The sequence below is a fragment of the Paenibacillus sp. JT31N11 genome (assembly GCF_056269285.1).
In genome coordinates this window covers 111,686-123,698 of the sequence record NZ_JBWDNQ010000014.1, presented here as the reverse complement: position 1 = coordinate 123,698, position 12,013 = coordinate 111,686, and the positions used below count along the sequence as shown (strand labels likewise).

General features: G+C 46.8%; 8 protein-coding genes and 1 pseudogene. 1 reads left to right on the top strand and 8 read right to left on the bottom strand.

The features are described from left to right. Nucleotides 1–460 precede the first annotated feature (460 nt). A pseudogene (locus AC0YNV_RS32140) lies at nt 461–668 on the top strand (IS110 family RNA-guided transposase); the annotation flags it as partial. A 264-nt stretch (nt 669–932) separates the two neighbouring features. On the opposite strand, the gene AC0YNV_RS32135 reads toward AC0YNV_RS32140, so the two are convergent. The 8 genes from AC0YNV_RS32135 to AC0YNV_RS32100 form a co-directional block, all read right to left on the bottom strand. Further along, the gene (locus AC0YNV_RS32135; protein ID WP_475771683.1) at nt 933–1,058 is read right to left on the bottom strand and encodes a hypothetical protein; all 126 of its coding nucleotides are present in this window, start codon (nt 1,056–1,058) and stop codon (nt 933–935) included. A gap of 187 nt (nt 1,059–1,245) precedes the next feature. Beyond that, a complete protein-coding gene (locus AC0YNV_RS32130) occupies nt 1,246–2,184 on the bottom strand; it encodes an ROK family protein (RefSeq protein ID WP_475771682.1) in 939 nt (312 codons plus the stop codon). A gap of 26 nt (nt 2,185–2,210) precedes the next feature. Then, entirely contained in the window at nt 2,211–3,956 is a 1,746-nt protein-coding gene (locus AC0YNV_RS32125; RefSeq protein WP_475771681.1) for a class I mannose-6-phosphate isomerase, read from the bottom strand. A 117-nt stretch (nt 3,957–4,073) separates the two neighbouring features. Next, entirely contained in the window at nt 4,074–6,536 is a 2,463-nt protein-coding gene (locus AC0YNV_RS32120) for a glycoside hydrolase family 38 N-terminal domain-containing protein (RefSeq protein WP_475771680.1), read from the bottom strand. 24 nt (nt 6,537–6,560) lie between these two features. Continuing rightward, nucleotides 6,561–8,276 (bottom strand): sensor histidine kinase, encoded by a 1,716-nt coding sequence (locus tag AC0YNV_RS32115; RefSeq protein WP_475771679.1) that lies wholly within the window; start codon nt 8,274–8,276, stop codon nt 6,561–6,563. Nucleotides 8,277–8,379: 103 nt separating this feature from the next. Beyond that, nucleotides 8,380–9,261: a carbohydrate ABC transporter permease gene (locus AC0YNV_RS32110; RefSeq protein WP_475771678.1), complete on the bottom strand. Its 882-nt coding sequence runs from the start codon at nt 9,259–9,261 to the stop codon at nt 8,380–8,382. Nucleotides 9,262–9,276: 15 nt separating this feature from the next. After that, nucleotides 9,277–10,167: an ABC transporter permease gene (locus tag AC0YNV_RS32105; RefSeq protein WP_475771677.1), complete on the bottom strand. Its 891-nt coding sequence runs from the start codon at nt 10,165–10,167 to the stop codon at nt 9,277–9,279. A gap of 91 nt (nt 10,168–10,258) precedes the next feature. Beyond that, nucleotides 10,259–11,947, bottom strand: a complete 1,689-nt coding sequence (locus AC0YNV_RS32100) for an extracellular solute-binding protein (RefSeq protein ID WP_475771676.1) — start codon at nt 11,945–11,947, stop codon at nt 10,259–10,261. Nucleotides 11,948–12,013 lie beyond the last annotated feature (66 nt).

The following is a 12,013-nucleotide window of genomic DNA, read 5'->3' as shown; positions in this document are numbered from 1 at the left end:
GTGTAAACTCATATTTTTTCAATCCTCAGAACGAAAACCATAAATTTATATTAAAGAGAGCCAACTTTAACAATCGGAATAAGTCCTCTCGGCATGACAACATGGAGGTTTTCTGGACCTTAAGATGGGTGGCTGCCTTCACCTCAAATACTTGCAGAGGTAGAATGTCACTGATCCTCAATTCCGAATTGATCTTTATATAAAACAAAAAATAGTCCCGGTAAGATCTATGTATAAGCAGTTCTTTGATCTGACGGATCTTCTCCAGGCCACGGATTGGTTGAACGGTATTCGCACCTTAGATGGTCTCAGGGGTAACCCTCCTCCGACCCGAAATGTTTAGCTAAATTATACAATAGAATCAAAATGTAAAGTATAAATTTTATTGGGACCGAAAATACACTAGCCCGTCATTCTATTGGTTCTAAACAAGCCATTCATGCCTACAAGCTTCACCTGACGTTTCATTTTCATGATGACCATGAGTTTGGTCATGAACAACCCGGAATTCCATACGATGCATGCACATAATGTTCAGGTGAAGAAGATGAAGAAAATGAGGTCCATTATGAATCGGTATGGCAAATTGGCTGGAATACTTGCTGGAATGCCTCGCAGCGGTGAAGCCTACACCTCCTAAAACGTTGCCTTTTCAGTTAGCAGCTTAATCGATACCTACCGTTTCGTGGTACGAGTTTTGGCTTATTCGCGGAATTTCAAAGAAAGCATGGCGTACCGGATGCATTAAACCATAGGGCACCGACCTGTACCGTTAGCAAGATCGAGCATTCGTGAGAAAACTAAATCGTATCGAGGTAGTTTAGGAGGAAAAAATATGTTCCGCGAAGATTGGTGTTTGTCTCATGTACAGTAAACAGGAAAGAGGTGACCAGCCAAGCTAAATAATGTTGAAAATACTTGGTTGAGTAACGTTAACCCCTCGAGTTCTTTAAGGCGATGACAAGACCCGCCAGCCGCAGATAATTGAAGAAGAACAGGAGTACAGCTACCGGCAGGAACATAAGCAGCAGCGTACGGTTGCGGACAAGTTCCCTCATCACGCCTTTACTTCTGACCTAATCATATCGCCCCGGCTATAGCCAAATTAAACTTTACGGGTCAAAATTGGCTTGTTCACCACTCTGCTGGCGCACAGCAAAAAAAGCCGTCCGAATAGGGACGGCTTTCTCTTGTTGACTGGTATAACCACAGGCAAACATCTACATTTGTTGTTCCTGCTCAAGTTTATTGTTCTGAATCTATCAAACGTGAAAGTCCCAGCAGTACGGAAGCGTCCGGCTGCGGCGAGACGATGAAACCCACCTTGCCCCATGGCGTCCATGTCATACTGTGGACACGCTCCTCAATAATCGGGAGCAGGACATGGGCTGATTTCATTAACCCTCCGCTTAGAATAACGGTTTCCGGATCGTAAGCATGAATTAAACTTACGATGCCTGCACTCCAATGCGAAATTAATTCATTCATATATTCTTGCGCATAGCTGTCCCCTGACTGCCAGGCATCAATGACGGCCAGGTAGCTCATCTCTTCTACAGAGAAGAGGACACTCTCTTTGAACTTCTCACTTTCCCTTGCCCTGGGCAGCAGCGAGCGGTGGCTGGCATGCTCTTCAAGGCAGCCCCGATTTCCACAGTTGCATAGAGGCCCCCGAATATCAGTAGTCAGGTGACCCCCAAGCACACCGGCTTGATGATGTTTGCCCCTGAGTACTTGTTCATTGATCATAACCGCCGTTCCGATGCCTGTACCGAAAATCATCATTACGACATCCTTCTGACCTTTGGCAGCTCCATAGGCTGTTTCACCAATCAATGCCGCCCTTGCATCGTTTTCCATCACGAATGGAAGTGCAAATCGCTCTTGAACCCATTGATCAAATGAATACCCGATTACATCTTCATATTTCTCGTGTATGGAAAGGACTCTCCGCTTAGGGCTGTCTACAATACCGGGTATCGCTATTCCCACACCTCTGCATTCTTGCATTGGAAGGTTAAAACTGTCTAGGAGACCCCGAACCGTTCGTTCTACATCATCAAGCCTGGCATGAATGCCTTGGCCGGAGTTGCTGGGTATGCTAGAATGTCCAATGATTTCGCCGCTGCGGACTAACCCGATCTTTATATTGGTCCCTCCGAAATCAATCGTGATATGTGTCATAGGTTACCCTCCCCAAATCCGGACCATTAGGAACGAACATAAGCTTTTATCGTTGCAAGGCGTTCGCTCCGATTGCTGCCGCCCGGCCTGATCGTGTAGGCGCCGACGGATGCGGGGATAATAAACGTTTCCGCATAACGGACGGTAAAAGGATTGAATTTGCCCTCCGGACTTTCAACCACAGCCTCATCGCCTTCTACCAGATTTAGCATATGAACCGTACCATCCGTATGATGGGAAACTATGCCTGTAAACCAATGACGCCGAGTTTCAATAAACTCCAGCTCATGCAGACCTGTACGCTCTTCCTTCCATCCGTCGCCTTCTTCGAGCTGCTCTACCTGACCGACGAGATTCTCGTTCACCCAGGCCGTCGTGCGCTCCAAGCTAATGTTTCTGCGGCCATGCTCCAGGTGTACCGGTCTTGGTTTTCCGTCAAGTCCCAGCCTGTCCCAATCCCACAGCTTAAAAGTGAATATATAAGGTGTTGCACTGACTTCAAGCACCATCCCATTGCTGCCGGAGCAGTGAACGGTACCGGCAGGTATCAGGAAATGATCATGCTTCCGGGCAGGATAGGTATTAACATACTGCTCGGCCGGGAAAGTAAAATTCCCCTGCTGGGCTTTCTCCAGATCAGCAAACATCTGATTGGCATCAATGCCTTCTTTTAACCCCAGATAAACAACAGCATCCTCTTCGGCCTCCAGCATGTAGTAGCTTTCATCCTGCGTGTAGGCCATGCCGAAATGTTCTTGAATATATGCCTTCAAAGGATGCACCTGCAAGCTGAGCGGCTGTCCTCCGATCGTATCCAAGAAATCGAAACGAATCGGGAATTCGGCGCCGAATTGCTGATATACCTGTTTGCCAAGCAGCGGAATGGACTGGAAGAATACGAGATTAATAGCCGGTAGCTCCATGCGGCAGTTGCCATACCGGAAATAAAGGCTGTTCTCTTCCGGGACACCGTCGAAGCCCCAGGCGTAAGGATGGTTCTTCGGCTCTAAGCCAATGTTACGCTCCAGCCATTGCCCTCCCCATACCCCAGGGTCGAAGTAAGGAACTAGGCGAAACGGCTGTGCGGCCGCTTGCTCAAGTCCAGCAAACAGTGCACTTATAGTGACCATATTCGGTTTATCCTTCGCATTCGTGTCCAAATAATAATCCGATTGGGATAGGATCGATTGCTTTAACCGGTCGGCCATTCGCCATTCCACGAAGAACCCCCGTTTGTATTTCCTTAGTAAATCTTCATCATGATTATGAGCAAGCCAGTTCCCATTTTCTTTGCTCCTGTATCGCAGCTGTATTTCCCATCTTGTCAGATCCGCATAGATCAGCATATCGGATTGGGTGACCAAGCTTGCTCCGAACCCGATAACGACAACGATTCCTGCCGTCACTTGATCAATCCTAGCCCTCAGCAGCTCTAATTTCTTATTGTCATAGAATTGATTAATCGTAAAGGGAGACATATAGCCGAAAACGCGGTCATCCGTTAAATAACGGCCCACCTGGGCTTCCCGGAGTTCTTTATCGATAACCGCATGCTCGGCATATATTACGGCTTCTACAGGCATACAGCTTTGGAGTCCTGCTGCGATTTCGTTCATCCGGACGCCGGGGTAACACTCAACCGTCATGATCGCCTTTGATTTTCCCTGAGACTTCCGAAGCAATTCCTGCGCGATTGCTGCATACCCTGCCCAAATTTCATGATCCTTATCGGTGATCCGTATCTCTGGTTCCCGATTGTATAAAGTCGTCATTGTCATCGTCTCCTTGATTCATATTGTTGGTTCCGGTTGGCATGCTAAGATCGTACCAAAAACCCGGTCAAAATCGGAATGGCTCCGATAGATTGCCGGGTTTAAGGTTCAACCAGTTTATGTCCGGGCTCTGAAACTAACCAAGCCGCTGTTAATGCTGTGCGCCTGCGCAACCGCTTCTTCAGCCGTATTCAACTCTGCTCCCCATTGAATCGCATAGCGGAACTCATAGAACCCGCCAAGCGTGCCTTTGAAGTTGGTCTCCCAATAGTTCGTCAGCACCCATGCATACAAATCGTGAAACTCATCCTTTTCTTGCTGTCCATGAACTTTTCTCGTCTCGTATTCAAGCGAGCCCAATTGGAATAACGGTGTATCCTTCGCAGCAATAACAAGCCCCTTCGTATCAGTGATGTAGGCAAGACCTTCCTGCAGACAATAATAATCCAGCATGGTTCCCGGCAGTTGGTCAATCCCCGGACGAACCAATGCTCCCGCCTTCTCCATCCACAACTGCTCTTTTTGGCTTCCGGAACGGAACGGCAGCGAAATATATACGTTCTCCGGATCCCATGTGCTGTCTTTGTGCATACGCACCGAAACATCAACCCGGGCCTTGCCTGTGTATACTTTCAGGAATAAAGAATAATAGCTGGATCCTTCCACTTGATAGAGCAGCTCTACGATTCCGTATAACGGTCCGTTCGTAATTTCCCTTGCACCGGTCAACCGCCCCGCATAACGCTTTACATCCATACCTTTGCGGTTGCGCCCCATCTTCCTGCGAACTTCAGCCATATCCTTGATGCTGCCGGCAGGCGTTACTTCATAAACCGGCGTAAAAGCGGCATGCTTAGCATCTGACCGAAGCAATTGCTCGCCTGATGGTTTATCCGTCCACGAAAGGATTCCTTCTCCAATCTTCCATTCGATCTTTGTATACGGTGATTCAATAGAAGATTCGCTGATCGATAATCCTTGTTTTACAAAAGCGTCCTGCAGCGGGATCAAATCATTCATATCGTAGATGCCGTCGTTTCCTTTAAGCCTTGAGCTTTTAGTTGTATGCGCGCGGACATCCGCTGCAGGGCTCAGCGAATAGGTACGCTCTTCTCCAGGCTCCAGCGAGATCAGGACCGCAATCTGATTGCCTTTGCTTACCGATTCCTTCTGGTGAACCAGGACATTGCCGGACTTGTCATCTACGACTTCAAGGCCGCTGCGGAACAAATCCGACTCCCATCCGCCTTCGATGTAGAAATAAGCTAGCTCCTGAACACTGCGCTCCGATGGATTAATCACTTTGTACGTAAACGGACGACCCGCGGCCAGCAGCGCTTCACCCTTGCTGTGCGTCACCTTATCCAATGCCGTCCAGACACTACGGCTGGCATTCGCTGCATACGCTTGTTTGCGCACCTCAAGCTCCTGAACCAATGGATGCCAAGGTTCACGGACAGAAGAATGATACCCCCAGGTATGCTCAGCATACATAATCAATTGCTGCTCCGCTTCTTGGATTAATTCACTTCCGGCAATTTCACTGCGAGGATCCAGCTTCTTCACCGTTCTAAGCGTTCGCTGCGCTTCTCTGAATATCTGGGTATGCATGGCCGTGGAGGCTACCCCGTCCGACCACCAATCCGGCCAATCCCCGCGGAACACATCGATTTCTGCAGACTGCTTCTTCACATGCTCAAAAAATTTGGACAGCGTTGTCATTTCAATCTCAACGGCTGAACCGTGCTTCTCATTCCATGCATGGATAAATTCCATAATCCCGCCATTCGGAGCGGCATTGTCCCGAAGCAGACCCATCACATTCACAAGCACGAAGTCATAGGGATACTCTTCTGCTTCCAGCTGCTGCAGGTAACGGTTGATCCGTGTTTCCGCAACCTCCCAATGATTATCCGCTACGCCCCATATCGCAAACTCGTCTTGAATTGAGTAGGAGAGCATTGAACCTGGATTAAGTCCCAGATCGTTACCCATCATATAATGCTCCCCATTCCATACAAGCAGCCGGTCTCCCTTCGGAGTTTCCCAATAAAAAGGATACTGCTTGCGCCCAAGAGCAAACATGCCGTGATGCGTGTGGATGCTGGTCAGCAGGTGATCAATTCCCGAATCTACCAATGATTGAGCGTACCCCCAGCTGTAGCCGTTAATATCCGCCGTCATGGCTGAACTCACCTTGATGCCGATTTGATCCGCGTAAGCTTTGGCTTTGCCCATCATATTGGTTAACAGCTCTCCGTCTATCAACTCCGTCATGTTTAAATACGTGCCTGACAATTCGATATCGCCATTTCTTACGGCAGCTGCGAAATCCGCTCTCATTTCATCCGTAGCCTGCTCCAAAAAACGCTCCACAGCCCAAAACGTCTCACACATCCACTTAAAGCCATTCCACTCCGGGTGCTCCCCTGATTGAATGGATTTCACCGTTTCCACAGCCTGACGGATAAAATCAACATGAAATTGTTCAATTTTCTCCTGGCGTTCGGTGTAGCCGATATCGGTATGAGAATGATGAATCGTATAGATTTTCCACTTTTTCTTTAATGGCTGTTTCATGGTTCTGTAACCCTCCAGAGATCATCAATTGTTTTGGTTATACTTTGGCAGCTCAATGGTAATCCGGGTTCCTTGATTCGGCTCGGAATGAACGGATATGCCATAACTCGCACCGAAAAAGATTTGAATGCGCTGCTGCACATTATATAGACCATAGCCGTGCGATTTCTTCACAAATACTTCTTCTATCTGCTTATCGCTCATTCCCGGACCGTTATCTTCAATGATTAAGACGATCGTCTCTCCCGCTTCTTCTCCTTTAATTGTGAGAAGTCCCCGGCCTCCGCGTTTTTTATCGATTCCATGTTCAATGGCATTTTCCACGATAGGCTGCAAAATCAGCTTAATCACTTCAAAGGTGTACAACGATTCCTGGATATCGTAGACCACATCAAATTGATACTCGTGCATAACGAGCTGAATATCAATATAGGCTTTCGTGTTGGCGAGCTCGCCTTGAACAGAAATAATGTCATCGCCCCGATTTAAGGTCGTTCGGTAAAAAAGTGCAAGCGTAGTCGTGATGCGGCTGATCTCATCGGCATGGATATCGATTGCTTTCCAGTTAATCAAGGAAAGCGAATTGTAGAGAAAATGAGGATTAATCTGTGATTGCAGCGCCTTCATTTCCGCTTCCTGCTGAATGATTTTGCTTTGGTACACTTCATCAATCATTGATTTAAGGCTTCTTAGCATATTGCCAAACCGGTTCGTCAGCTCACCAATTTCGTCTTTGGACTCGCTTTGGACTTCGATCTCCAAATTGCCGATCGCCGCCATGTTCATATTCCGGTTCAGTTGATGAATCCGTTTGACGAAGGAGTAGGACAGCGCCCATATGAGGATGATGACCAGCAGCAAACAGATGCCTTCGATGGTGATCGTCGCTTTCAGAATAATTCCAGCGTTAACCGATACGGAATTACTAGGAATGAAGTAGACAATACTCCATCCCGTTTCAGCAATTTCATAGGTGATGGCAATAAGCCCCGGCCAGTCTGACACCTTATGTCCTTGACTGACCCATTGATGAATCTGTGCTTCTGCGCTCTTATCTTCAAGTTGAGCCTTAGAATAGATGATATTTTGCTGCTGATCGGTAATGATGATCCCGTAATCTTGATCCGTGGCGACCGCCAGTTCGGCGAATACTTTCTTAGGATCGAGCTCTACGTACAGCAAGTTCCGGATGTCCTGATTATAAGCACCGACAAACCGGTGAGCGGCAAACAGCTTCCCTTCCTCACTGAACCAATTCGTTTGGACATTGGACATAGCTGCTTTGAACCAAGCCATCTGTTCGATATGGCTTATGGCCAGAATGGAGTTTCTTCTTTCCGTAATATGGTTGTCCGTAAAAACGGTAAGCTGGCGAATATCGCTGTTTAGAAAAAGGATGGTATTGAACAAAGGATCCACTTTCTCATTCAGATCCTTATACATCGTATAATAATCACTGTATTCATTATGAAAAACATTAACGATATTCGAGTTATAGCTGATCAATTCTATCGCTGCGTTGTACATTTTCATTTTGTAATCCAAACTATCCGCCATTTTCCTGCCGCTGCTTTCAATGCCAGCCTTCGCTTGTTTGATTAACAGCGATTTGGATTGATTATAGGAGTAAATACCGAGCACCGACATCGGGATAATGACAACCAGCAGATAAGACAGAATCAGCTTCTGCTTAAACCGTAAATTTTTAATGAAATAGAGCAATTGATTCACCTTGTTCACATTCCGTCCTCTTTCTATTCCCGTGCTGCACGGTTTCTGATACCTTTGACAATACCAGAACGCTTAACCCGTTAAAAGAGAGACTTGAATGGTATCCATCCCGTTATTCTTTGACCGCGCCAAGAACGATACCGCTGACAAAATATCTTTGCAGGAAAGGATATATACATAGAATCGGCAGCATAGACAATACAACCTTCGCCGCGCTGAGCGTCCTGTTCGATATCGCTGAGAGCCGCTTCAATTCTTCAGGATCTGTTGTATTCATAATGGAGCTCAAGGAAAGAACCAATTGCTGGATGTAGGTCTGCAGCGGCCAGTTCTCCTTATGATTCATCAGGATCATACCGTCGAAGAAAGAATTCCAGTGTCCAACGATAGAGAACAACGTGATCGTAGCCAGTGACGGCACCGACGTCGGCAAATAAATATGGAACAGCGTCTTCCAAGGCCCTGCTCCATCCATGTTAGCTGCCTCATCCAGTTCTTTGGGAATGCCGCGGAAAAAATTCATCAGCAAAATCACGCTAAACACTGGAACCGCAGAAGGCAGAACAAGGGCCCAAATATGATCCAGCAGCCCTAGAGAGCTGATTGTCATATACCAAGGAATAAGCCCCCCACTGAATAACATGGTAAACACCATAAACCACATGTACACATTTCTTCCCGGAAATAATCGCTCCGACTTGGATAGCGGGTACGCCATTAACACCGTAATCAGAAAATTAATGATTCCGCCCAGTACAACCCTTTGAACTGACACCCCGAAAGAGATAAAGAAGAATCGATCTGTCAGCACCTCTTTATAAGATGACAGTGTCATATTGACCGGCCAAAAATAAACAATTCCGGCGTTCGCAGCCGCCTTATCGCTAAAAGACAGGGCTATCGTATACAGGATGGGCGCCAAACACAATAGTGCAGATAGCGCCAAAATCATATAGATGCTGATATCTGCCATTTTGTTGGTTTCTTTCACCATTCCACTCACGCTCGCTTAGAAGATTCTGTAATTGGCATATCGGCTGGCCAACCCGTATGAGATTAAGATTAAGATGAAGCTGACGACCGATTTCAGCAGTCCTACCGCAGTTGCCAGACCAAATTGTGTTTCCAGCAAACCGGTACGGTACACATAAGTGTCAATAATATCCCCTGACTCATAAACGAGCGGGTTGTATAAATTAAGAATTTGTTCAAAGCCGGCATTCAGCACGTTGCCCAGGCTTAACGTCGCTAACAGGATAACGGTCGGCAGCAGGGCAGGAATTGTGATGAACTGCAGCTGCTGTATGCGGCTGGCTCCGTCTATGGAAGCTGCTTCATACAAAGACATATTGATGGATGTGAGTGCGGCCAAATAAATAATCGTGCTGAAGCCGAATTCTTTCCACACATCGCTGATGACGAGAATCGGTTGAAACCACGTATTACTGGAAAGAAACATAATCGGTTCTTGGCCGAACCAGCTTAATATTTGATTCACGAGCCCGTCTAATGTCAGCATATTAAGGAGTATTCCTGATAATATGACCCAGGACATAAAGTGGGGCAAGTAAACGATGGTCTGGATGGTTCTCTTAAACAATACGATTCGGGCTTCGTTTAAGAGGAGCGCAAAAACAAAAGGTACGATAAGTCCTGCCGCGATTTTCATTAACGCGATAGTAATCGTATTAAAAAAAATTTGCTTGCTGTCAGGAAGCGAGAACATGTAGCTGAAGTTTTCCCAGCCAATCCATTTCGAACCCAAAATTCCTTTGGTCGGTATATAATCCTGGAATGCAATGGCAACCCCAAACATCGGCACGATACTAAAAATAATAAGAAGGACTATGCCGGGAACCAGCATAAGGTGATAGTTCATCATAAAACTTCGGTTTCTCAATTGGCATCCCCCTTTCTTCGCTGGGATATGACAATTAGGTATCAAGCTCAGCGTGATCCTGATACCTAATTACGCAATGTTATCGGTACGGTTATTGGCTTGTTTCCTGCTGCACTTCTTTTGTAATTTCATCTCCGCCTTGTTTTTTCCACTGCTCGACAAAATCATCAAAGCTGTCCAACGGCGCGTTTCCTGTGATAATTTTCAAGAAGGTTTCATTTTCAAGCTTCGTCAGATTGGTTCCTTTCTTCGCCATGGTCTCCGTCTGTCCGTAGAAGACCGGCATCACCTTATTCAGCTTATCTGAACCAACTTCGCTGCCTCCAACATAGGACGCAAGGTAATTGGCATAGGCTGCGATATCCTGTTTTGGTTTCTCCAGGTTTTTCATAATGGACTCATAGTTCGGAATTTGATCCGCAGGAAGATTTGAGCTATCCTTCGATTCAACTGCGCTTTTAAGGAGCTGATAATTTTCGTATACTGTATTTTCATTGTTTAATTGCAGGTTTAGAGGCCAATTCAACCAACTGACACCAAGTCCTTTGTAAATTTCGGCAGCTGCAGGATCCTTCAGGCGCAATCCCTCGTACTCCATGCTTAACGCTTTGACGACAGCATCCGGATGTTCATATCCTTTTCGTACGACCAGGTATTGGCCGGATGGCTTGGAAACTGCCAAATTGCGTTTGCCGTTCCCATCTAAAGGTGCGGTTAATGCAATCCAGTCCGCTTTGGCGTCATTTTTGACTGAGTCCGAGAGCATCCATCCCGCAAACCAAGGGGCGAAGAGAATACCGGCTTTACCGCTTGCCACCTGCGCCGCGTTGTCATTCCACTTGCGGGTAACAAATTCTTTATCGATCAGACCTGCAGCGTACATCTCACGCAGTTTGCCCAGAGCCAGTTTCATCTCAGGAGCTGTGGAACCGTTCATAATGGTTCCGGATCCGTCTTTCATCCAATATCCCGGATACGCGCCATATGCAGCGAATATAGGATCAAAGGTGAAGAACGCACCATCCGTTGCCAGATTCGGATCTCCCAGCAAACCGACTGTGTCGGCTGCGCCATTCTGATCCGGATCTTGTTCTTTGAAAGCTTTAGCAACTGCTGCAAGCTCATCGAGGTTGGCAGGCGCTTTCAGTTTCAGCGTCTTCAGCCAGTCTTCGCGAACCCATAACAACTGGTTATTCCCTGCGATGTTCGTATCCGGCAAAGCAAGCATCTTGCCGTCTTTTTTAACCGCATCCAGTACCCGGCCGTTATACGAGCCGTAATAATCTTTAATTAATGGAGAAGCGAATTTGTCATAGGCTTCGGTCAAGTCCTCCAGCATATCCGATTCCGCTAAACGCTTATATTGGCTTTCGTCAACGATCATGACATCTGGAATGTTGGAGCTGGCAATGGCTAAATTAACTTTCTGCTTATAGGCCTCGCCGTCTTCAACAGAGAAATCGTATTTGACTTTAATATTTAATTTATCCTCCACGTACTTCAATAACTTATTGCTCTCCAGTGTATCCCCTGCAGGCAGATTATTACCCGCCACACCTTGACGGCCCAAAGTGAACGTTACTGTGTCCGCATACGGTGCGAATGGATCCGCGTTCTCCGCTGCAGCGCTGTTTTCCGGCTTGTTCTGCGTATCTGTCGTTCCTTCCGATGCATTATTCTGATTGTTCCCATCATTCTCCGAGCTTCCACTCTGGCTGCATGCCGACAAACCAACGGTCAACACCGCCGCCAATACTAGTTGGACCCATTTTCCTTTCACCAGTTGCTCCCCCGCTTCGTTGTTATTTGGTACATGTTCATCATATAAAATAGCCGGATGACACGA

Coding starts and splice junctions, on each gene's coding strand:
- AC0YNV_RS32135 (WP_475771683.1), bottom strand. CDS start 1,058: ATGAGGGAACTTGTCCGCAACCGTACGCTGCTGCTTATGTTCCTGCCG.
- AC0YNV_RS32130 (WP_475771682.1), bottom strand. CDS start 2,184: ATGACACATATCACGATTGATTTCGGAGGGACCAATATAAAGATCGGG.
- AC0YNV_RS32125 (WP_475771681.1), bottom strand. CDS start 3,956: ATGACGACTTTATACAATCGGGAACCAGAGATACGGATCACCGATAAG.
- AC0YNV_RS32120 (WP_475771680.1), bottom strand. CDS start 6,536: ATGAAACAGCCATTAAAGAAAAAGTGGAAAATCTATACGATTCATCAT.
- AC0YNV_RS32110 (WP_475771678.1), bottom strand. CDS start 9,261: ATGGTGAAAGAAACCAACAAAATGGCAGATATCAGCATCTATATGATT.